General features: G+C 73.0%; 19 protein-coding genes, 1 tRNA gene and 1 riboswitch. Of the genes, 11 read left to right on the top strand and 9 right to left on the bottom strand.

Annotated elements, in window-relative coordinates; genetic code table 11:
* Positions 1-61 precede the first annotated feature (61 nt).
* Complete coding sequence (locus tag OEB99_RS07330) at positions 62-742, top strand: M15 family metallopeptidase (protein ID WP_263509339.1); 681 nt, start codon at positions 62-64, stop codon at positions 740-742.
* A 53-nt stretch (positions 743-795) separates the two neighbouring features.
* Here OEB99_RS07330 and OEB99_RS07325 read toward each other — a convergent pair whose 3' ends face one another.
* The 4 genes from OEB99_RS07325 to adhE all read right to left on the bottom strand — a co-directional run bounded on the left by OEB99_RS07325 (position 796) and on the right by adhE (position 5792).
* On the bottom strand, positions 796-1299 hold the full coding sequence (locus OEB99_RS07325) for a hypothetical protein (RefSeq protein ID WP_263509337.1): 504 nt from the start codon (positions 1297-1299) through the stop codon (positions 796-798).
* A gap of 66 nt (positions 1300-1365) precedes the next feature.
* Positions 1366-2286 carry an aldose 1-epimerase family protein gene (locus OEB99_RS07320; protein ID WP_263509335.1) on the bottom strand — a complete coding sequence of 307 codons (921 nt, stop codon included), beginning with the start codon at positions 2284-2286 and terminating at the stop codon, positions 1366-1368.
* Positions 2287-2408: 122 nt separating this feature from the next.
* A complete protein-coding gene (locus OEB99_RS07315; protein ID WP_263509333.1) occupies positions 2409-2825 on the bottom strand; it encodes a hypothetical protein in 417 nt (138 codons plus the stop codon).
* A gap of 252 nt (positions 2826-3077) precedes the next feature.
* A complete protein-coding gene (gene adhE, locus OEB99_RS07310; RefSeq protein WP_411910667.1) occupies positions 3078-5792 on the bottom strand; it encodes a bifunctional acetaldehyde-CoA/alcohol dehydrogenase in 2715 nt (904 codons plus the stop codon).
* A gap of 354 nt (positions 5793-6146) precedes the next feature.
* On the opposite strand from adhE, the gene OEB99_RS07305 reads away from it, so the two are divergent.
* Positions 6147-6578, top strand: coding sequence for an Hsp20/alpha crystallin family protein (locus OEB99_RS07305; protein WP_411910674.1), 432 nt, complete (start codon positions 6147-6149; stop codon positions 6576-6578).
* A gap of 90 nt (positions 6579-6668) precedes the next feature.
* Here the strand turns inward: OEB99_RS07305 and OEB99_RS07300 are convergent, their stop codons facing one another.
* Complete coding sequence (locus tag OEB99_RS07300) at positions 6669-7847, bottom strand: MalY/PatB family protein (protein ID WP_263509331.1); 1179 nt, start codon at positions 7845-7847, stop codon at positions 6669-6671.
* Between the two features lie 248 nt (positions 7848-8095).
* A riboswitch (cyclic di-GMP riboswitch) is annotated at positions 8096-8170 on the top strand.
* An 18-nt stretch (positions 8171-8188) separates the two neighbouring features.
* Here OEB99_RS07300 and OEB99_RS07295 point away from each other — a divergent pair.
* Positions 8189-8419: a BldC family transcriptional regulator gene (locus OEB99_RS07295; RefSeq protein ID WP_263509329.1), complete on the top strand. Its 231-nt coding sequence runs from the start codon at positions 8189-8191 to the stop codon at positions 8417-8419.
* Positions 8420-8593: 174 nt separating this feature from the next.
* Here OEB99_RS07295 and OEB99_RS07290 read toward each other — a convergent pair whose 3' ends face one another.
* Together OEB99_RS07290 and OEB99_RS07285 are read right to left on the bottom strand one after the other, a co-directional pair.
* Positions 8594-10240 (bottom strand): GGDEF domain-containing protein, encoded by a 1647-nt coding sequence (locus tag OEB99_RS07290; protein WP_263509327.1) that lies wholly within the window; start codon positions 10238-10240, stop codon positions 8594-8596.
* Positions 10241-10395: 155 nt separating this feature from the next.
* Positions 10396-10989 carry a DedA family protein gene (locus tag OEB99_RS07285; RefSeq protein ID WP_263509325.1) on the bottom strand — a complete coding sequence of 198 codons (594 nt, stop codon included), beginning with the start codon at positions 10987-10989 and terminating at the stop codon, positions 10396-10398.
* Positions 10990-11361: 372 nt separating this feature from the next.
* On the opposite strand from OEB99_RS07285, the gene OEB99_RS07280 reads away from it, so the two are divergent.
* Together OEB99_RS07280 and OEB99_RS07275 are read left to right on the top strand one after the other, a co-directional pair.
* Positions 11362-12651 (top strand): hypothetical protein, encoded by a 1290-nt coding sequence (locus OEB99_RS07280; RefSeq protein ID WP_263509323.1) that lies wholly within the window; start codon positions 11362-11364, stop codon positions 12649-12651.
* Positions 12651-13202 (top strand): hypothetical protein, encoded by a 552-nt coding sequence (locus tag OEB99_RS07275; RefSeq protein ID WP_263509322.1) that lies wholly within the window; start codon positions 12651-12653, stop codon positions 13200-13202. The genes OEB99_RS07280 and OEB99_RS07275 overlap by 1 nt, the downstream gene beginning before the upstream one ends.
* Before the next feature lie 49 nt (positions 13203-13251).
* Here the strand turns inward: OEB99_RS07275 and OEB99_RS07270 are convergent.
* Together OEB99_RS07270 and OEB99_RS07265 are read right to left on the bottom strand one after the other, a co-directional pair.
* A tRNA-Arg gene (locus tag OEB99_RS07270) sits at positions 13252-13324 on the bottom strand.
* Between the two features lie 103 nt (positions 13325-13427).
* Positions 13428-14078, bottom strand: a complete 651-nt coding sequence (locus tag OEB99_RS07265) for a FadR/GntR family transcriptional regulator (protein WP_263509320.1) — start codon at positions 14076-14078, stop codon at positions 13428-13430.
* Between the two features lie 172 nt (positions 14079-14250).
* Here OEB99_RS07265 and argS point away from each other — a divergent pair, with 172 nt between their 5' ends.
* The 6 genes from argS (at position 14251) to thrB (ending at position 21848) form a co-directional block, all read left to right on the top strand.
* Positions 14251-15930, top strand: a complete 1680-nt coding sequence (gene argS / locus OEB99_RS07260) for an arginine--tRNA ligase (protein WP_263509318.1) — start codon at positions 14251-14253, stop codon at positions 15928-15930.
* The gene (lysA, locus tag OEB99_RS07255) at positions 15927-17318 is read left to right on the top strand and encodes a diaminopimelate decarboxylase (protein WP_411910666.1); all 1392 of its coding nucleotides are present in this window, start codon (positions 15927-15929) and stop codon (positions 17316-17318) included. Before argS ends, lysA begins: the two co-directional genes overlap by 4 nt.
* Before the next feature lie 58 nt (positions 17319-17376).
* Positions 17377-18432: an aminotransferase class V-fold PLP-dependent enzyme gene (locus tag OEB99_RS07250; protein WP_263509316.1), complete on the top strand. Its 1056-nt coding sequence runs from the start codon at positions 17377-17379 to the stop codon at positions 18430-18432.
* Positions 18433-18546: 114 nt separating this feature from the next.
* Positions 18547-19848, top strand: coding sequence for a homoserine dehydrogenase (locus tag OEB99_RS07245; RefSeq protein WP_263509314.1), 1302 nt, complete (start codon positions 18547-18549; stop codon positions 19846-19848).
* Positions 19849-20925: a threonine synthase gene (gene thrC / locus OEB99_RS07240; protein WP_263509312.1), complete on the top strand. Its 1077-nt coding sequence runs from the start codon at positions 19849-19851 to the stop codon at positions 20923-20925.
* Entirely contained in the window at positions 20922-21848 is a 927-nt protein-coding gene (gene thrB / locus OEB99_RS07235) for a homoserine kinase (RefSeq protein WP_263509310.1), read from the top strand. The genes thrC and thrB overlap by 4 nt, the downstream gene beginning before the upstream one ends.
* Positions 21849-21941: the final 93 nt, after the last annotated feature.

Here is a 21941-nt window from a genome sequence, read left to right as displayed (position 1 = left end):
CCGCCCCGAGCGGCGGTCGCGTCGCACGCTCCTGCCGCACTGGGCACCTCGGGTGGCCGTCGTGGGCGCTCTCGCAGGTGCCACCATCGGTGTCCCGGTAGCCGGGGCCCTCGCGCCGACGCCGGTCGGTGCCGTGGTCGGCGTCGTCGCGTCCGACGCGCCCGCCACCGCGCAGATCCTCGAGGCCTCCGTGTCCGCCCAGGCCGAGACCCCGACGACGGTCCTGGCGCCCGTCACCGGCGCGCTCCGGGACGCGGACGCCGTGAGCCGATCGCTGGACCGCGACCCGCTCCCGGACTGCAACGGCGTGGTCGAGCTGACGTCGGGCAACGGGCAGATCCCCGCGAAGGACCTCTGCACGCTGTGGGACGGCACCAACATGCTTCGCGGCGACGCCGCCGTGGCGCTCACCGAGCTGAACCAGAACTTCAAGGCCGCGCTCGGTCACGACCTGTGCATCACGGACTCGTACCGCACCCTCGCGGTCCAGCGGCGGCTCGCCTACACCAAGCCCGGTCTGGCCGCGACGCCCGGTACCTCCAACCACGGCTGGGGCCTGGCTATCGACCTGTGCGGTACCGAGACCCACAACTCCACGGTCATGGCCTGGCTGAGCGAGAACGGGCCGACCTTCGGCTGGGACAACCCGGCGTGGGCACGTCCGGGCGGTTCCGGCGCCTACGAGCCGTGGCACTGGGAGTACGTGCCGGGCACCACCAAGATGGGCACCAACTGGGACTGAGCGCCTGAGCGCTCCCGTCGCGACCCGATCGCGATACCCCGTGAACCCGACGGTCAGGCTCCCGGCGACTCGACCGGACCGGTGACCAGGGCCCGGATCACGCGCCCCGCATTGACGAGCACCCCGATCGCAGACCCGACCACCGCGATCCACAGCACGAACCGCGCGAGGGTCGCCCACGAGGTCCCGTCCTCGAACGCGAACGGGAACACGGTGAGGATGCGCACCGCTGCGGCGAGGCCGACCGCGGACGTCACGGTCTCGCCGAGCGCACGCAGCCAGCGCGGATCGGCCAGGATCCAGACGACGTTCACCGCGATCGACGTCCACAGCTGCGCCTCGACCGCCGGGAGCACCTCGGTGGTCGCCTCGGTGAGGAAGGGCACCGCCTGCCAGCCCGGCCAGACGACGATCAGGCCCAGCATCACGAGGTTCACCGCGATCGCGACGACGTACCCGAACCGCCGGGCGGCGGGCGAGGGCCGGCGTGTACGTCGCTCGGCGGCCGACCCGGACGCAGGCTCGCCGGGGGAGTGGGGTTCGTGCGCCGCCACCATCTCGACCTCCCTGCTCGAGCTCGGTGCTCGAACCTCGTGCCCGAACCTCGTGCTCGCCCTCTCCTGCTACAGCAGCGTCATGCCCCAGGTGACCTCGTGGCTCGCGCCCGGCTCGAGACGCACCAGGCGCTCGCCGGTGCGGAAGGCGTCCGCGACACAGCTCTGGGGCTCGGCGGCCATGCCGGTGCGCCGCCACGCGACCAGGTCCAGGTGGTTGCCGGAGCAGACCTGCCAGGTGTCCATCGACTCGTCCATCCACACGGCCGCGGTGCGCCCGTCGGCCCCGGTCAGGCGCGCCCATGAGAGGCCGTCGGCGTCGCGGCGGACGTCGACGTAGGCGTCGTCGAGATCGAGCTCGTCGGCAGCGCGTGCCGTGCGGAGGTCGTACCGGCCCGCGGCCGGCTCCGTGCCGGTCGGCAGCAGCCGCTCGTCGGTGGTCACCCGGGTCTCCGCGTCGAGGCTGAACGTGCACTCGTCGAGCGAGCCCGCTCCGGGCGACAGCCACGGGTGGAAGCCGATCCCGTACGGCGCCGCCGTCCGGCCGAGGTTCGTCGCGCGTGCCTGGACGTGCAGACCGGCCGCGGTCAGCCGGTAGGTGACGGCGACGAGCAGGTCGAACGGGTATCCGCTGCTCGGTGCCGTCCGCACCTCGAGCGTCACGTGGGACTCCGAGCGCTCGGTCACGGTCCAGCGCTGCCACATCACCAGGCCGTGCAGCGCCGTCATCCGCCCCGGTTCGCTGATGTCGAGCTGGTGCTCGGTCCCGTCGAAGGCGTACCGCCCGTCGCGGATCCGGTTCGGCCACGGTGCGAGCACTGCGCCGTTGCTGACCGGAGCGGGCTCGTCCGCGTCGAACGGGGTGATCACGGCTCGCCCGTCCACCGTGTAGCTGCGGACCTTCGCGCCGACGTCGGTGACGATCGCCGTCTGGTCGTCGAGGGTGAGCTCGAGCTGGATGCCGGACAGCGGAGCGGTGTCGTGGGTCACGGCCTCACGCTACCGGCGCGGCGGTGCCGGCGGCCGGGACCCGGTCCGGACCCGCGCGACGGGCCCGGAGCCCCGCCGGCGGGGCTACCGGAGTGCCGGCGCCGGGCCGGCGTGGGCCGAGCTCAGGAGTCGAGCTTCGCGGCCAGGTCGTCGAGCTGGCCCGACAGGGTGTGCAGCACGTCCGCGACCTGACTCGGCGCGTTCTCCGCGGCCTGGTCGACCGCGGTCTTCGCCTGGTCGAGTGCGGCGCGCGCGTTCGTGACGGCCTCGTCGCCGGCGGCCTGACCGTCCTCGGCGACCTGGTTGGCCGTGGCGATCGCGTCGTTCGCCTGGGCGACCGCGTCCTTGACCTGCTGGCTGGTCTCGCCGACCTGATCGATCGCCGTCTGGGCGTTCTGGGCCGCCTCTCGCGCCGAGCTCACGCCGTCCTGCACCGCCGAGCTGAGGCTCGCCCAGTCCACCGACCCACCGTCGGCGCAGCCGCCGAGCAGACCGGCGAGACCCGCGGCCACGGCCACGGCGACGAGACGACGAGACATGCTTCCTCCAGGTTCCGGGGGGTCCAGTGTCGCAAATCCCGGCGGTGGTTCGTGCATGCCACGGTGCCCGACGACGACCGGGCCCGACGACGACCGGGCCCGACGACGACCGGGCCCGACGACGACGGTGCCCCGCCCAGGATGTGGGCGGGGCACCGACCGAGCGCCGGCCGGGATGGGCAGCCGGTCTCGAGGTGGCGGCGATGCGTGGTGCCGCCGGGTCGGCGGGCCGCGACGGACCCGCCGGGGCCGTCACGTCGCGGGCACGACCTCCGCCGCCGCACGCTCGGCGCGGACCTCGGCGAGCGACGTGCCGTAGTACGCGGCCGCCATCAGGTCCTTCATGTCGTCGAGCATCGGCATGCGCGGGTTCGCCGGCGCGCACTGGTCCTCGTAGGACCGCATCGCGAGGTCGTCGAGCTTGCCGATGAAGGCCTGCTCGGACACGCCCTGCGCCGCGAACGACGCCGGGATGCCGACCTTGACCCGCAGGTCCTCGATCGCCTTGGCGTAGGACTCGACGCCCTCCTCCGGGGTCGAGGCCGGCAGACCGAGGTGCTTGGCGATCTGCTGGAACCGCTCCGGGGCGACGTAGTGCTCGTACTTCGGCCAGCTGGTGAGCTTGGTCGGCACGGTGCCGTTGTAGCGGATCACGTGCGGCAGCAGCGTGGCGTTGGTCCGCCCGTGCACCAGGTGGAAGGTCGAGCCGATGGTGTGCGCCATCGCGTGCACGATGCCGAGGAACGCGTTGCCGAACGCCATGCCGGCGATGGTGCCCGCGTTGTGCATCTTCTCCCGCGCGGTCACCGCGGTCTCGCCGCCGACCACCGACTCCTCGAGGTTCTCGAAGATCAGCTTGATGGCGTGCAGCGCCATGCCGTCGGTGAAGTCGTTGGCGTAGACGCTGACGTAGGCCTCGGTGGCGTGGGTCAGGGCGTCGAAGCCGGAGTCGGCGGCCAGGAAGCCAGGCATCTTGCCGGTCAGCGCCGGGTCGACGATGGCCACGGTCGGGGTCAGCGCGTAGTCCGCGAGCGGGTACTTCACGCCCGTCTCCTGATCGGTGATCACCGCGAACGGGGTGACCTCCGCGCCGGTGCCCGAGGTGGTCGGGATGCAGACCAGCTTCGCCTTCTCACCCAGGGTCGGGAACTTGAAGGCGCGCTTGCGGACGTCGAAGAACTTCTCGCGCATGTCCGCGAAGACGATCTCCGGGTGCTCGTAGCGCAGCCACATCACCTTGGAGGCGTCCATCGGCGAGCCGCCGCCGAGCGCGATGATCGTGTCCGGGCCGAAGTCCCGCATGATCTCGGTGTTCCGGTCGACCGTCGCGATCGAGGGCTCGGGCTCGGTGTTGTCGATGATCTGCAGCGCGACCTGGTTGGGCCGGCGGTTCAGCACGTCGATGATCCGGTCGACGAAGCCGAGCTTGGTCATCGTCGCGTCGGTGACGATCGTCACCCGGTTCACGTCGGGCATGTCCTCGAGGTAGCGGATCGCGTTCGGCTCGAAGTAGGTCTTCGCCGGCACCTTGAACCACTGCAGGTTGTTGTTGCGCCGGCCGATCCGCTTGATGTTCACCAGGTTGACCGCCGAGACGTTGTTGGAGACCGAGTTCGCGCCGTAGGAGCCGCAGCCCAGGGTCAGCGACGGGATGAAGGCGTTGTAGATGTCGCCGATGCCGCCGTGCGAGGACGGGGAGTTCCAGATCACCCGGATCGCCTTGACGCGGCTGCCGAACTCCTCGGCCAGCTCGTTGTCCTCCGTGTGGATCGCGGCCGAGTGGCCCAGGCCGTCGAACTCGACCATCTGCTCGGCGAGGCGCAGACCGTGCTCGCGGCTCTCCGCGCGCAGCACCGCCAGGACCGGCGCGAGCTTCTCGCGGGTCAGCGGCTCGGCCGGGCCGACCTCGCTGACCTCGGCCATCAGGATCGAGGTGTCGGCGGGCACGGTGAAGCCGGCCAGCTCCGCGATCCGGACCGGGGACTGCCCGACGATCGAGGCGTTCAGCTTCGCACCGGCGCAGTTCGCGTCACCGGCCTCGACGCCGAAGATGAGCTGCTCGAGCTTGGCCTTCTCCTCGGCGTTGCAGCGGTAGGCGTGCAGCGTCGCGAACTCGGCCATCGCGGCGTCGTAGATCTCGGTGTCGAGGATCGCTGCCTGCTCCGAGGCGCAGACCATGCCGTTGTCGAAGCACTTGGACATCACGATGTCGTTGATCGCGCGCTTGAGCTTCGCGGACTTCTCCACGTAGGCGGGCACGTTGCCGGCGCCGACGCCGAGCGCGGGCTTGCCGCACGAGTACGCCGCCTTCACCATCGCGTTGCCGCCGGTCGCCAGGATCAGCGCGACGCCCGGGTGGTTCATCAGCGTGTTGGTCGCCTCGATGGACGGCTGCTCGACCCACTGGATGCAGTGCTCCGGGGCGCCGGCCGCGACCGCCGCGTCGCGGACGATCCGGGCCGCGGCCACCGAGGACTCCTGGGCGGAGGGGTGGAACGCGAAGATGATCGGGTTGCGGGTCTTCAGCGCGATGAGCGACTTGAAGATCGCGGTCGAGGTGGGGTTCGTCACCGGCGTGACACCGCAGACGACGCCGACCGGCTCGGCGATCTCGACGATGCCCTTGAGGTCGTCGCGGCCGACGATGCCGACGGTCTTGAGCTCGGCCATCGAGTTCGTCACGTGCTCGCACGCGAAGATGTTCTTGACTGCCTTGTCCTCGAACACACCGCGCTTGGTCTCGGCCACCGCGAGCTTCGCGAGCTGACCGTGCTGGTTGAGCGCGGCGACCGACGCCTTCTTCACGATGTGGTCGACGTCGGCCTGGGTGAAGGTCGCGTAGGCGGCGAGCGCCTTGGTGGCGCCGGCGACGAGCTGGTCGATCGCGGACGCGGTGGTGGTGGTCGACGCCGCCGGCGGCGTGGTCGCCGCGGCCTTCGTCGTGGCACGTGCAGGACGAGTGCTCACTGGGTCTCCCCGGTCGATTCGGACTGTTTCCGGATCACCGTTGACCCGTCTACGACGCTAGGTGAGTTGACGCGGCGCGTGCTGTGCCAAAGGTCCTCCGGTTCCACCGAAACCGGGGGACGGAGGTCCCGAACAATGTGGTGACATGCGTGTGACACCCCAGGTCGGGCAGCTTCTCACGCCGTCCGCGAACAGTTGGCACTCGCCGTCCCTGAGCGCTAGCACTCCGTCGGCGAGAGTGCTAATACTGGTCCTGTGAGTAGCAGTCGGCCGGGGCCGGTGCCCCGGTCGGCACGCCTGAGCCCCGGAGGGTCCGGGGCCGCCTGTGAGGAGGTGGCGAGCGTGGCTACCCGGATGTTCCCCTTGACCGATCCGAGCCGGCTGCTGGACGAGATGTTCGGCACCGTGCGAGAGACCCCCAGCGTGGCGACCATGCCGATGGACCTCTACCGGACCGGTGACCACTTCGTGCTCAACGTCGACCTGCCCGGCGTGGACCCCGGCTCGATCGACGTGTCCGTCGAGGACCGCACGCTGACCATTCGCGCCCAGCGCAGCGCCCGCACCGAGGCCGAGGTGCAGTGGCTCGCGCACGAGCGGCCCACCGGCACCTACGTGCGTCAGCTCACGCTGGGCCGCGGCCTCGCGCTGGACACCGTCGAGGCCAGCTACTCCGACGGGGTGCTGACCCTGACCATCCCGGTCGCGGAGGAGGCCAAGCCGCGCAAGATCGAGATCCAGCACTCGGCGCAGCCCACCACGATCACGTCCGAGGCCTCGCACTGAGGTCCGACGGCGCGCCCGGGGGCTGACTGCTCGCTCCCGGTCGCGCACCGCCCACGAGGGCCGGTCCCACCCCGGCCCTCGTGGGTTCTCTCAGCCCGCGAGCGCCGCCGCGATGCGTCGGGCGGCCTGCTCGACCAGGGGAGCGGGCATCGCGAGGTTGAGCCGCACCCACCCGTGCCCGACCTCGCCGCACTTCGCTCCGTCGACGACCGTCACCCCGCTGGCCGCTCGCAGCCAGGCGCCCAGCTCTCCCGGCGGCAGCTCCCGGGCGTCGGCCGGCAGGGCGGCGCGCAGGTCGAGCCACGCGAGATAGGTGCCCTCGGGCTCGCGGTAGCCGACCGCCGGCGCCGCTGCGGCGAGGACCTGGCCGAGCAGGGCGCCGTTGGCCTCGACGTAGCCGCACAGCTGCTCCAGCCACGGCTCGCCGTGCTCGTACCCCGCGACCGTCGCCACCGCGCCGAGCGTGGACGCGCCCTCGGCCGTGTCGCCTCCCGCGTCCCACCGGTCACGTGCCTCGGGGTCGCCGATCAGCACCTGCGCGCACTTGAGGCCGGCCACGTTCCAGGCCTTCGACGCCGCGGTCGCGGTGATCGTGTGCCGGCGGGCCGCCGCGGACGCGGTGGCGTACGGGACGTGCCGGCGCCCGCCGTGCACCAGCGGGGCATGGACCTCGTCGGCGAACACCCACGCGTCGTGCTCGGCCACCACCTCGGACAGGGCGCGCAGCTCGTCGGTCGTGTACACCCGGCCCGTCGGGTTGTGCGGGTTGACCAGCACCACCAGGCCCGCGCCGGACGCGAGCGCTGCCTCGATCCCCTCGAGATCGAGCTCGGCGCGGCCGCCGGACCCGGCGACCATCGGCACCTGGATGGCGTCGTGCCCCCACCCGGCCGGCTCGCTGACGAACGGCATGTACGCGGGGGTGGGCAGGGCGACCGGCGCGCCGGGCGCAACGAGGCGGTCGAGCGTGAGCCGCATCGCGGTGACGACGTCGGCGACGATGCGGACCTCCGCCGCGGTCACGTCGGCCCCGTAGCGGCGCGCGTAGAGCTCCGCGCACGACCGGGCCACCCCGGAGCGCAGCGCGGGTGGAAGGTACCCGGTGAGTCCCAGGTCGACCGCCTCGTGCAGCGCGCGGGTCACGGCCGGCGCCGTGCCGAGGTCCGACTCCGCGACCCACGCCGCGATCTCGCCGCGCGTCGCGGTCCACTTGAGGCTCCCGCGGGCTCGCAGCACCGCCGGGTCGTCCGCCAACCAGAGCTCCGTCATGGCCGTCAGTCTGCCCGGTGCCGGACGGTCGGGACGCACGGCCCGGTGGACGCAGAGGGGCCGGCAAGGGGAGGTCGCAGAGGGGCCGGCCGAGGGGTCGGCAGGGGGATCGGCAGCGCCGCCGAGGCTCGAGCCCACCGCCCAGGTGCGCCTGCGTTCACGCAATCGGGTGAATCCGGGCGCAGAACAACGGAAACGTTCTGAACCGGCTTGCCCGGATCGCCCCGGTCGGGACACACTTGACCTGTCAGCGACAAAGGCAAACCCACCGCGAGGTGGGGACGCAAAGTCACGGGACCCACGTGGTCGGCCGGACTGCCGAACGACGAAGGAGAAGTGCCATGGCGCACACGACCATTCCTGCCCCCCGCCAGAACGCCTCGCGCGGCGCGTTGCTCACGCCGTCGGAGGTTGCGAGCCTCTTCCGGGTCGACCCGAAGACCGTGACCCGGTGGGCCAAGGCGGGCAAGCTCTCTGCGATCCGGACGCTCGGCGGCCACCGCCGCTACTCCGAGGCCGAGGTCCGCATGCTGCTCGCCGGCGTGCCGACCCCTCGCAACGAGACGCACTGAGGCCGTCCGCCCGGATCGGGCGGACCCACCTGCCGGTACCACTCGACGCCCGGGCGGCCCCGGGGCTCTGCGCCCCGGGCCACCCGGGCGCCGTCGTGCGTGCGGGCGGCGCGTGCGGCCGCGTGCAGCGGTCGCGCGAACGAGTCGCGAGCGGCAGTGCTGGGCGCCGCGACGTCAGCCCTGCATCACACGGTTGCGCCCGGCGTCCTTCGCGGCGTAGAGCGCCGCGTCGGCCCGAGCGACGAGCTCGGCGGGCTGCACCGGGCCCGTCGACGTCACCACGCCGATGCTCACGGTGACCCGGCCCTCGGGGACCGCGAACGGCCACATCAGCTGCTCCACGCCGCGGCGCACCCGGTCCGCCACCATCAGTGCCGCCTCGGTGTCCGCACCGGGCAGCACCAGGGCGAACTCCTCCCCGCCGTAGCGGGCCGGGAGGTCGCCGTGCCGGACCGCACCGCGCAATGACTGGGCGATCTGGATGAGCACCCGGTCGCCGGCCTGGTGGGACAGCGTGTCGTTGATCCGCTTGAAGCGGTCCACGTCGACCAGGCAGATCGAGACGGGTCGGTCCGGTGCGGGTGCCAGCGTCTCGAGGGCGAGATCGAGTGCGCGTCGGTTGGCCAGCCCGGTGAGCGGGTCGTGCTCGGCCTCCCACGCGAGCTCGGCGTTGCGCTGCTCGAGCGCGGCCGCCCGGCGGCGTTCGCGATCGGCGCTGCGCCGGGCGCGCTCGGTGTCCAGCCGCGCCGAGATGACCGTGCCGCGTCGCTCGGCGGACTGGCGGGAGCGTCGTTGCAGGGACTCGGTGAGGTCGGTCAGCGCCTGGACGGCCGAGGCGAGGTCGCCGGTCGAGGTGAGGGACTCGGCGAGCAGCCTGAGCAGCGCCTCGCGCTCGCGTGGCCGGTCGATCGACGCGCACTTGGCGAGCCCCGCGCGGGCCTCGGTGACGGCATCGGCCGCCGCGCCCGACTTCACCAGGCGGGTGGCGCGCTGGCGGTGCAGGACCAGGCACCGCCCCGGCACCGGGAAGCGGCTGAGGAAGGACGCCGCCGACTCGAGGGCCTGGTCGAGGTCCGCCTGCGGGCCGTCGCAGGCGAGCAGGGCGTCCACCAGCGCGAGGCGGGCGTCGACCGAGAGCTCGGCGAGCCCCGCCGCGTCGGCCTCCTGGACGGCGAGCCGGGCGGCCGCGAGGGCCTGCCGCGCCGCCGCGGCCGCGCCCGGGGAGTTCTGGACGGCGAGCTCGCCGCTGGTGGCGAGATAGGTGATCGCGAGGCTGACCTGGGCGCTCACCGCACCGTCCCGGTCACGGCAGGAGATCCAGAGCCGGCGAGCGGTGCCGAGCGTCGACGCGGCCCGGGCGGAGAACCCGGGGATCGCGGCGAAGGCCCGGCCGAGCAGGGTCATGGCCTGTGCGAGCGCCGCCGTGTCGCCGGCACCGCGGCAGATCTCGACGGCGGACTCGAGCAGGTCGATCGTGGTCTCGTCGTCTCCGGCGCCCTGGTGCACGAGGGCGCGGGTCTGCAGGCTCCGGGCACGCCACACCGGCTCGTCGAGGGCGTCCGCGAGCTCGTCCGCCCGGTCGCAGAGCTGCAGCGCCTCGTCGTCCGTGCCGCTCAGCCGCGCTGCTGCGGCCAGGTAGTAGCTCGCGACCAGCTCGGCGAGGGCGTCACCGTTGGTCGCCGCGTCGGCTGCCGCTCGACGGGCCTCCTCGGCGCACGCGACGGGGCTGATGTGCAGCTGCGTCTCGAGCTCGTCGGCGAGCCGCTCGGCGGTGGAGACCGGTGACTCCGGTCCGGCCTGCAGCACGTCGGGTGCCGGCACGGTTCCTCCCTCCACTGTCCCTGGGTCCCCCATCGGCGCCGACGAGTCCTGGCTGAGCGGTCACGGGGGTCCGGTCGAGCTCACTCCGGGCACACCGGGCAGAACGCGCGAATGCCGCACGCGGAGCTGCCGAGCACCGCGCCGTGGCGTGCCGGTCACCGTGGGACGCGGCGCTCCGACCGGGCGAACACGGCATCGAGGACGAGGCCGATGAGCAGACCCGCGACCACACCCACGGCGACCGCGGCGACCGGGTGCCCGCGGTACCAGGTGCCCGCACCGATGCCGATCGCAGCGGAGTACAGAGCCCAGACGGTCGACCCGATCGCGGCCACCCCGGCGAACCGGCGCAGTGGGTAGCCGAGGGCGCCGGCCGCCGCGTTGATCGCGACCCGCGCTGCCGGGATGAACCGACCGGCGAGCAGGAACGTCCGGCCCCGGGTGCGCAGGGACCGCTCCGCCCACTCGAGCATCCGGGCGCCGCGTCCGGCGCGCAGCAGCGGGATCCGGTGCACGTCCACCCGGGTGCCGATGCCGTAGGCGACCAGGTCGCCGAGGAACGCGCCGACGATCGCCACGGCCAGCAGGGGCACCAGGTCCGGGTTGCCGCTCGCGACCGCGAGCGACGCCAGGCCGAGCAGTGCCACCTCGCTCGGCACCGGAGGGAAGAAGCCGTCGAGCAGTGCGAAGAGCAGCATCCCGGGGTAGACCCAGGGCGAGTCGGCGAGGGTGAGGAGCCAGGCTTCCATCCGGGCCGGCCTCCTCCTGGTTCGGTGTGCGTCCGGCACCGTGGCGCCGAGGCGCCCGCGGTCGATCGGGTCGGCGCCCGGTCCGGGGCCGCGGCACGGTCGTCGGAGCATCCTGGTCCGGGGAGCCGGCCCGGGGCAACAACGCGAGCGGGCCGCGGGGCCGGCGCAGGGGTCGTCGCGTTGCGAACGCGGGCTCCAATGCCGGTGCCGCGGGCGACCCGCGAGCGGCGTGCATTGCGCCGGTCGGAATCATTGTCCGGTCACCTTGTTGCTGCTAGCGTGCCGTCACGCCCGCAGCGTCGGGCGATTCGCGCAGGGGGCGTGAGTGCGATCGACCCCTGCGTCCGTGCATACAGGCAGGGGGCCGAGCACATGGGGCGGATTCGTGCGATCTCCGTCGAGATTGCAGTTCTGGGAATAATTGTCTCGTCGGCGGTGCCGGCCGCAGCAGCGCCGACGATCGGGACCGTGCCGCGGTCGCCGGTGGCCGTGTCCGGGACCGTTCAGCGCGACGGCCGCGGCGTGCCTGCGGACGTCGTCGTCGTCGCCTGGCCCGACCAGGAGTTCTTGGCCGACCTGGCCGACGGCGAGCGGGTCCCGCTGGTGACGGTCGCCCTGGCCAGGGCCTCGGGCAACGGGAGCTTCGTCGCACGGGTCGACCCGGCGGCGCTCCCTGCCGAGTACGTCGCGGCGGACGGCCAGGTGAACCTCGAGGTCACGGCTGCCGACGCAGCGTCACAGATGACCTGGAACGTCTCGGTGCGCGCCGACGCGACCTCGAGCGGGGCCACGGCGTGGCACTCGGCCAAGGTGGATGCCGCGCCCGCGGGCGCTGAGCCTCTCGGGGCCGCGGCCGTCGCGACGAGCTCCGCCCCGCGCATGGTGTTCGATCTCGGCACCGGCGTCGTCCTGGACTCGACGACCCCGCTCGACTCCTTCATCGACGTGGCGGGACAACCGCTCACGGAGGCGGAGGCCCGCGACTCGCTCACGACGGGCGTCGTCGGGCGCGACCGTCGCACGGACCTGGCCGTGCGTGCCGGTGCCGATGCGGTCGCCTCGGGGGTCGTCGTCCCGATGGAGCCCATCTGCGACGTCGTCGCGGTGGGCTGGGTCTACGGCGTCACGGAGTACTTCACGCACGTGCAGGGCGCCTCGTTCGCCAATGTCAAGGTCACGCAGGGGTACGAGTCGAGCCACACGCTCGGGATCGCTTACTCCGGTGCCGGCGGCGGTGGCACGTGGACCGCCGGCGGGTCCCAGACGATCAAGCTCGGTGCATCCGGGACGTCGCCCGCCTACACGGACGCGCGGCGCATGGCGAACAAGGTGAACTACCGCAAGTATCAGAATACGTGCACGGGGCAGATAACGCTCCGCCCTGCGAGCATCCACACCATTCTCAGCAACCAGACGTACACCACTCGGCGCACCTATTCGTATGCCTGCGTGTCATATAAGGCGGGGCAGACGTTCACGAAGACGAGGGGCACCAATCTGACCGTTTCCGGCGGGGTCAAGCTGCCGAACATCTCGGTGAATGCTCAGTCGGGATTCAACAGCCTCTCGAGCGCCACGTGGACGTGGACCAAGAGCGGGAAGCTGTGTGCCAACTCGAACCTGGGTACCGCAACCGCCACCGGTGTCGGGACGATGTACTAGTGACTCTTCGGGTGCCGGGTGGACGAGCCGTCTGGTGGATCGCGACGGTCCTGCTCGTGTCGGCCTGCGGCGCCTCCCCGCACGGGGAGGTCCGCTGGCCGCACGGTGCCGGCGACTGGAGCGGCGTCGGCACCGACGACGTCGCGCCCGGTGACCCGGTCACCCTCGGGGGGCTGGTGCTCTGTGTCGACGGAGCGCAGACCGGTGAGGTCCTCGCTGTGCGAGCGCCCGAAGGGTCCGCCGTCGATGTCACGGCGTTCACCACCCGACCTCAGGACCGGTACGAGATGTACGGAGGAGACCGGATCGCCCTCGAGGACACCGGCATCCCTACCGGTGTCGGGGCCGTCAGCACGCCGTGCGGGGCTGAGCTCGGGACCGAGCTGATCGTGGAGGTCCGCAGCGACGGCGCCGCCGTCGCCCGCGCCGGGATGCTGCTGGTCGACTATCGCGTCGGCTCCGCGCGCGGGACGACGGAGGTCGGGTTCGGAGTGGCTCTGTGCGCGCCCGGTGTCACACCGTGCGTGGCCGAGCCGCCCGACGCCGGCTGAGCCGGGTGCGCGCGCCGCGGGCGCAGGCATCACTGCAGGTCAGCCAGGGTGCCCGAGATAGGATTCGAACCTACGACCTTCTGCTCCGGAGGCAGACGCTCTATCCACTGAGCTACTCGGGCGCGGTGCAGAACACTACCGCACGTGACGGCCCGCGGTCGCACCGGGGTGCGTCGATCCGGTGCCGGGGAAGCGATGCGGCCGTCGGCGGGCCCGTGCCCGACCTCAGTACTCGCCGATGAGCGCGGTCAGGTACTGGTCGATCTCGCGCATCGCGGCCGTGGCGTCACCCTCGGCGATCGCCTCGACCAGGCAGTTGTGCGAGTCGTCGTCGTGCGCCGGGTGCTCGAAGTTGAACCGGATGTTCTCGCTGATCGCGTCCTGGAGGTTCTCGTACAGCGCGACCAGCACCGGGTTGTGCGAGGACTCCGCGATGAGCCGGTGCAGCTCGAGATCCGCGGCCACCATCTCGTCCAGCTCGCCCGACGCGTAGGCCTGTGCGCGGGTGTCGCGCAGCGCACGCAGCTGGCTGACCTGGCTCGGGGTGCGGCGCACGGCAGCGAGCCGGGCCACCTCCACCTCGAGGGCGCGGCGGACCTCGAGCACGTCGCGCTGGTGCGCGCCGGCGATCTCGCGGCCCATGGCGTTGCCGAGCTCCGAGTCGGAGATCACGTACGTGCCCGAACCCTGGCGGCGCTCGAGCATGCCGGCGTGCACCAGGGACTGGACGGCCTCGCGAACCGTGTTCCGGCCCACGCCGATGAGCTCGGCGAGCTCGGGCTCGGCGGGGATCCTGGTCCCGATGGCCCAGGTCCCCGAGGTGATCTGGTGGCGCAACCGGCCGACGGCCTGGTCGATGAGGTTCGTGCGTCGCATCCCGACTCCGCGGTGAGGTGGTGGGATGAGTGAACACCCACCGGGGCGTCGAGTGCACGTTTCGGTGCCGCGCGGCGTCCGATCCGGGGCTCGCGCGGGGGCGTCGGAGGGGCCCGCGGGCCCGGTCGACCGGCCGCTCCGGGCTCCGTCCGTCCGCCGATAGGATCGGCCGGTGACCCCTGCCGAGCTGTCTGCCGCGCTGCGTGCCGTCCTGCTGTCCGCCCAGGCGGACGGCGTCCTCGCCCTGGCCGCCGACCAGGTGCCGGAGACCGTCACGGTGGAGCGCCCGCGTCAGCGCGAGCACGGCGACTGGGCGTCCAACGTCGCGCTCCAGCTCGCGAAGAAGGCCGGCGTGGCCCCGCGCGACCTCGCCCAGGCCGTCGCCGAGCGGCTGTCCACCGTGCCCGGGGTGGCCCAGGTGGACGTCGCCGGCCCGGGCTTCCTCAACATCACGCTCGACGCCGCGGCGGCCGGCGAGCTCGCCCGGACCGTCGTCGAGGCCGGCGAGGAGTACGGACGAAGCCAGGCGAACGCGGGCGAGCGGATCAACCTCGAGTTCGTCTCCGCCAACCCGACCGGCCCGCTGCACATCGGCGGGGTGCGCTGGGCCGCGGTCGGCGACGCGCTGGCCCGCGTGCTCGAGGCCAGCGGCGCCCAGGTGGCCCGTGAGTACTACTTCAACGACCACGGGTCGCAGATCGATCGCTTCGCGCGCTCGCTGCTGGCCCGGGCCCGTGGCCAGGAGGCTCCCGAGGACGGCTACGGCGGCGCGTACATCGGCGAGATCGCCGAGCGGGTCCGCGCGGACGCGGTGGCGGCGGGGGAGCCGGACCCGGTGACGCTGTCCGACGCGCCTGCCCAGGAGGTGTTCCGGGCGCGTGGCGTCGAGCTGATGTTCGCCGAGATCAAGCAGTCGCTGCACGACTTCCGGGTCGACTTCGACGTGTACTTCCACGAGGAGTCGCTGCACTCGTCCGGTGCCGTCGAGCACGCCATCGCGCGCCTGCGCGAGCTCGGCCACGTCTACGAGGCCGACGGCGCCACGTGGCTTCGGACCACGGAGTTCGGTGACGACAAGGATCGCGTGATCATCCGGTCCGACGGCATGCCCGCCTACATCGCCGGGGACCTGGCCTACTACCTCGACAAGCGCGAGCGCGGCTTCGACCGGGCGATCATCATGCTGGGCGCCGACCACCACGGCTACATCGGCCGGATGATGGCGATGTGCTCGGCCTTCGGTGACACGCCGTGGGTCAACCTCGAGATCCTGATCGGTCAGCTGGTCAACCTGGTCTCCGGCGGTGAGCCGGTGCGGATGTCCAAGCGCGCCGGGACCGTGGTCACGATCGACGACCTGGTCGACGCGGTCGGGGTGGACGCCGCGCGGTACGCGCTGGCCCGCTCCTCGGCGGACTCCGCGATCGACCTCGACCTCGACCTGCTCGCGCGGGCGACCAACGAGAACCCGGTCTTCTACGTGCAGTACGCGCACGCCCGGACGGCCAACGTGGCGCGCAACGCCGGCGCGCTGAACGTGCGCCGCGAGGACGCGTTCGACCCGGCGCTGCTCGACCACCCGAGCGAGGCCGTCCTGCTCGGCCAGCTCGCCGAGCTGCCGCGCGTGGTCGCCCAGGCCGCCGAGCTGCGCGAGCCGCACCGCGTCGCGCGGTACCTCGAGGAGCTCGCCAGCGCGTACCACAAGTGGTACGACCAGTGCCGCGTCACGCCGATGGGCGACGAGCCCGTGACCGACACCCACCGCACCCGGCTGTGGCTCAACGACGCGACGCGCCAGGTGCTCGCGAACGGACTGGGTCTGCTCGGGGTGAGCGCGCCGGAGCGGATGTGAGCACGGACGTGGGGTCCGGGACCGGCGACGGGTCCACGGTGCCCGGTGGCCTGTGGCCGGCGTCGGCGCGGATCGGCGCGGACGGGGCGATGAGCGTCGGGGGCGTCGACCTCCGCACCCTTGCCGGACAGGTCGGGACGCCGGTGTACGTGCTCGACGAGGCGGATCTCCGGGCCCGTGCCCGCGCGACCCGCGAGGCGTGGACCGCGGCGTTCGCGCCGGAGGGCGCCGGCGTGCACGTCTACTACGCGGGCAAGGCGTTCCTGTCCGTCGCGGTCGCTCGGTGGGTGCATGCCGAGGGCCTGCGGATCGACGTCGCGACCGGTGGCGAGCTCGCGGTCGCGCTCCGCGCCGGCGTGCCGGGGACGGACCTCGCGCTGCACGGCAACAACAAGTCCGACGCCGAGCTGGTCGCCGCGCGGGACGCCGGAGTCGGCCGCGTCGTGATCGACTCGCTCGTCGAGATCGACCGGGTGGCCGAGGTCGCGGCCGCGGGGTGGGGTGGCGAACCGGGCCGCCGCGCACCGGTGATGCTCCGGGTGACCACGGGTGTGCACGCCGGTGGCCACGAGTACATCTCGACCGCGCACGAGGACCAGAAGTTCGGCCTCTCGGTGTCCGGCGGCCAGGCCCTCGCGGGGCTGGAGGCGATCCTGGCGCGCCCCGAGCTCGAGCTGCGCGGGATCCACTCGCACATCGGTTCGCAGATCCTCGACCCGGCGGGCTTCGCGGTCGCGGCGCACACCGTCCTGGCCCTGCGCGCCGAGCTCGAGGCCCGGACCGGGGTGCTCGTGCCCGAGGTGGACCTGGGCGGGGGCTTCGGGGTGGGTTACCTGCCCGGCGAGGTGGCCCTGGACCCCGAGCGGATCGCGAAGGACGTCGTGGCGGCGGTCACCGACGCCTGCACCGAGCTCGGCACGCCCGTGCCGCACGTGTCGATCGAGCCGGGCCGCTCGATCGCGGGACCGAGCACCCTCACGCTCTACACGGTCGGGACGGTCAAGCCGGTCACCACCGACTCCGGCCTGGTGCGGACCTACGTGTCGGTCGACGGGGGGATGAGCGACAACCTGCGCCCCGCGCTGTACGGCGCGAGGTACCACGCGGCCCTCGTCTCGCGGCACAGCGACGCGGCTCCGGTCCCGGCCAGGGTGGTCGGCAAGCACTGCGAGAGCGGCGACATCGTGGTCCACGACGCCGAGCTGCCCGGCGACCTGGCTGCCGGTGACCTGCTGGCGGTTCCGGTGACCGGCGCGTACGGCCGGTCGATGGCGTCCAACTACAACCTCGTGCCGCGTCCCGGCGTGGTCGCCGTGCGTGACGGGGAGTGGCGGTTCCTGGTGCGTCGCGAGACGGTCGAGGACCTGCTCGCGCTCGACCTCGGCTGAACGCATCTCGGGCCCTTCGGGTCGTGCCGGGGCCCCGCTCGTGCGGCAGGCTGGGTCCGTGGACCTGCGCTCGCACTGGGACCCCGTCCCCGGCTACCTCGACGCCGCCAGCATGGGGCTGCCGCCGCACGAGGTCCTCGATGCGATGGCGCGGGATCTCGAGACGTGGCGTTGCGGCAAGGCTCACCCGACCGACTACGACGCCGTGGTGAACCGGGCTCGGAGCGCGTTCGCCCGGGTGGTCAACGTCGGGGTCGAGCGGGTCGCGGTCGGGCCGCAGGTGTCGGTGCTGGTGGGCCTCGTCGCCGCGAACCTGCCGCCGGGTGCGCGGGTCGTGGTCCCGACCGGCGAGTTCACGTCGGTGACCTACCCGTTCCTCGTGCAGACCCAGACCGATCGGGACATCACCGTCGAGCACGTACCGTTGGCGCGCCTGGCCGACGCGGTGCAGCCCGGGGTGGACGTCGTTGCGTTCTCGCTGGCGCAGTCGTGCGACGGTGAGCTGGTCGACGTCGAGGCGATCCGTGCGGCCGCCTCGGACGCGCACGCGATCGTGGTGGCCGACCTGACCCAGGCGGTCGGCTGGCTGCCGGTGGACGCCGGGTTGTTCGACGTCACCGTGACCGGCGCCTACAAGTGGCTGTGCGCGCCTCGTGGCTCCGCCTTCCTCACGGTCGCCCCGGCCGTCGCCGACCGGCTCCGGCCGATGTGCGCCGGCTGGTACGCGGGGGAGAGCGTCTGGGCCTCGGTGTACGGGCCCGGCATGTCACTGGCGTCGGACGCGCGGCGGTTCGACACGTCGCCGGCGTGGCCGGTGTGGGTCGGCACCGCCCCCGCGGTGGAGCTGTTCGCGTCCTGGCTCGCCGACCGCGAGACCGCCGCGGTGGTGGCGACGCACGGCGCGCGGCTCGCCGATCGGGTGCGCACGGCGCTGGACCTCGAACCGGTCGGCCGTCCCGTCGTCGCGCTGCCCGACCCGGACGGCTCGCGGCGCGCCGCCCTGGAGTCGTCGGGGTGCCGGGTGGCGGGCCGGGCCGGCCGTGTGCGGCTGGCGTTCCACCTCTGGAACGACGACGCCGACGCCGAGCGAGCGGTGCGTGCCCTGACCCGGTGACCGGTCATGGCCTGATCAGCCGGCCGGGACCCGCCAGGTGGTCGCTCGGTCCGCCCGCAGGCCTCGGCCCGTATCCTGGGCCCCGCTCGGTGGCAGAGATGAGGTGAGCGGGCGGTGACAGTCCGGGTGGCCGTGCTCGGCTGCGGCGTGGTCGGCACCGAGGTGGTGCGACTGCTGCGCACCCAGTCCGAGGACCTCGCGGCGCGCGCGGGCGCTCCGCTGGAGCTCGTCGGCGTCGCGGTGCGCGACCTGACCGTGCCGCGCGATCCCGTGGTCGACCCGGAGCTGCTGACCACCGACGCCGCGGCGCTGGTCGACGACGCCGACGTGGTCGTCGAGCTCATGGGCGGGCTCGAGCCGGCCCGGAGCCTGCTGCTGCGGGCGATCGGGCGCGGTGCGGCGGTGGTCACCGCGAACAAGGCGCTGCTCGGTGCGGACGGCCCGACGCTCTACGTCGCGGCCGACGAGGCCGGGGTCGACCTCTACTTCGAGGCCGCGGTCGCCGGGGCGATCCCGCTGGTCCGTCCGGTGCGGGAGTCGCTCGCGGGCGACCGGGTCACGCGGGTGCTCGGCATCGTCAACGGCACCACGAACTTCGTGCTCGACCAGATGGCGACCACCGGGGCGGACCTCGACCTCGCCGTGAAGCACGCTCAGCAGCTGGGCTACGCCGAGGCCGACCCGACCGCGGACGTCGAGGGCTACGACGCGGCGGCGAAGGCGGCCATCCTGGCGTCGCTGGCCTTCCACACCCGGGTCTCGGTGGACCAGGTGCACCGTGAAGGCATCACGTCGATCACCGCGGACGACGTCGCGTGGGCCGCGGAGACGGGCTACGCGGTGAAGCTGCTGGCGGTCGCCGAGCAGGTCGGTGCCGGGGACGACCACCCGGCCGGTGTCGTGGTGCGGGTGCATCCGGCCCTGGTGCCGGTCGGTCACCCGCTCGCCGGCGTGCGGCAGGCGTTCAACGCGGTGTTCGTCGAGGCTGAGGCCGCGGGCGAGCTGATGTTCTACGGACGCGGCGCAGGCGGTCGGCCGACCGCGAGTGCCGTGCTCGGCGACCTGGTCACGGTCGCGCGGCACCGGGTGCGGGGCGGTCGCGGCCCGATCGAGTCGAGCTATGCCGAGCTCCCGGTGCTCGACATCGCGGCGGCGCAGACCCGCTACCAGGTCCGGCTGCGGGTGGCCGACCGGCCGGGCGTGCTCGCCGCGGTCGCGGCGGCGTTCGCGCGGCACGGCGTGTCGATCGAGGCCGTGCGTCAGTCCGGCGCGAGCAGCGAGGACGGGATCGCCGCGGACCTGCTCGTCGTCACCCACGTCGCGCCGGAGGGCGCGCTCGCCGCGACGGTCGCCGACCTCGCCGGCCTGGACGTCGTGGACACCGTGGTGTCCGTGCTGCGAGTCGAAGGAGCCTAGGTGGCCTACCAGTGGCGCGGCGTGATCGCCGAGTACGCCGATCGTCTGCCCGAGCACGTCCGGACGCACGTCGTCACCCTCGGTGAGGGCGGTACGCCGCTGGTCGACGCGCGAGCGCTGTCGGAGCGGGTCGGCGCGACGGTGCTGCTCAAGGTCGAGGGTCAGAACCCGACCGGGTCGTTCAAGGACCGCGGGATGACGACCGCGATCTCGGCGGCCGCGAACCACGGCGCGAGGGCCGTGATCTGCGCGTCGACCGGCAACACGTCCGCGTCTGCCGCGGCGTACGCGGCGGCCGCCGGGATGACCTGTGCGGTGCTCGTCCCGGACGGCAAGATCGCGATGGGCAAGCTGTCCCAGGCGGTGGCGCACGGAGCGCTGCTGCTCCAGGTGGACGGGAACTTCGACGACTGCCTGGTCGCGGCGCGCAAGGTCGCCGAGGCGTTCCCGGTCGAGCTGGTGAACTCGGTGAACCCGGATCGGATCCAGGGCCAGAAGACGGCGTCGTTCGAGATCGTCGACCGGCTCGGGGACGCGCCCGACATCCACGTCCTGCCGGTCGGGAACGCCGGCAACATCACCGCGTACTGGAAGGGCTTCACCGAGTACGCCGCGGACGGACCTGCGACCCGCACCCCGGCGATGTGGGGCTTCCAGGCGGCCGGTGCCGCACCGATCGTGCTCGGCCACCCGGTGACCGAGCCGGAGACGATCGCGACCGCGATCCGGATCGGGAACCCGGCGTCCTGGACGCAGGCGGTCGCGGCGCGCGACGAGTCCGGTGGACTGATCGAGGCCGTCACCGACGAGCAGATCCTGGCGGCGCACCGGTTCCTGTCCCGCGAGGTCGGGGTGTTCGTCGAGCCCGCCTCGGCGTCCGGCGTCGCCGGCCTGCTGATGCTCGCCGAGCAGGGACGCGTGCCCGCCGGCGCGACGATCACGGTGACCGTCACGGGCCACGGGCTCAAGGACCCTCAGTGGGCGTTGCGCACACCGGACGGGAGCGAGGTCCGGCCGGCACGGGTGAGTCCCGACGTGATGTCGATCGTCGACGCGCTCGGGCTGGACCAGCGATGAGGCTCGAGGCGGACCACGTGCGGGTCCGGGTCCCTGCGACCAGCGCGAACCTGGGCCCCGGCTTCGACGCGATGGGCCTGGCGCTGGGCCACCACGACGAGGTGGAGGTCTGGGCGCTGGGGTCCGCCGACGTCTCGGTGGAGGTGACCGGCGAGGGCGAAGGTGAGCTGCCGACCGGTGAGGACCACCTCGTCGTGCGTGCCATCCGGGCGGCGCTGGACGAGGTGGGTGCCCCCCAGACGGGTCTGCGCCTGCGGTGCACGAACACCATCCCGCACGGTCGGGGGATGGGCTCGTCCGCGGCCGCCGTCGTGGCCGGCATCCTGGCGGCGCGCATGATGATCTCCGAGCCGGAGGCGCTGTACAACACCCGCGCGTTCAAGATCGCCTCGGAGTTCGAGGGACACCCGGACAACGCCGCACCCGCCATCCTGGGTGGTGCGACGATCTCGTGGACCAGCCCGGACGGACCGCACGCGACTCAGCTGCCGGTGCACGAGGACATCACTCCGGTGGTCCTGGTCCCGCGCTCGCGGCTCGCGACCGTCACCGCGCGAGGGGTGCTGCCGGCCACCGTGCCGCACACCGACGCGGCCTTCACCGCCGGGCGCTCGGCGCTCCTCGTCCAGGCGCTCTGCCACCGTCCGAACCTGCTGTTCGAGGCCACCGAAGAGCGTCTGCACCAGGCGTACCGCGCCGAGGTGATGCCCGAGACTTGGCGTCTGGTGACCGCTCTGCGCGAGGTCGGCCAGGCGGCCGTCGTCTCGGGCGCGGGCCCGTCGGTGCTCGTGCTGGAGCGCGCGTCCGACGGCGACCGTGGCTTCCAGGCCCGCGAGCAGGTGCTCGGCGGGCTCGGGGTCCGTGACGAGTGGCGCGTGCTCGCGCCCGGTCTTGCCGGAGGGGCGCTGGCCGAGCGCTTGTGAGCCGCCGCGACACACGGTCGGGTGAATTCGGCCGGTGGCGCGAGGCGGGGTGGTGCCGGTGCTATCCTGAGGCCACCCCCCGGGATCCTGACG

It is taken from the genome of Actinotalea endophytica, from assembly GCF_025717005.1.
In the GTDB taxonomy this organism is placed as follows: domain Bacteria; phylum Actinomycetota; class Actinomycetes; order Actinomycetales; family Cellulomonadaceae; genus Actinotalea.
This window is presented reverse-complemented; position numbering and strand designations above follow the sequence as displayed.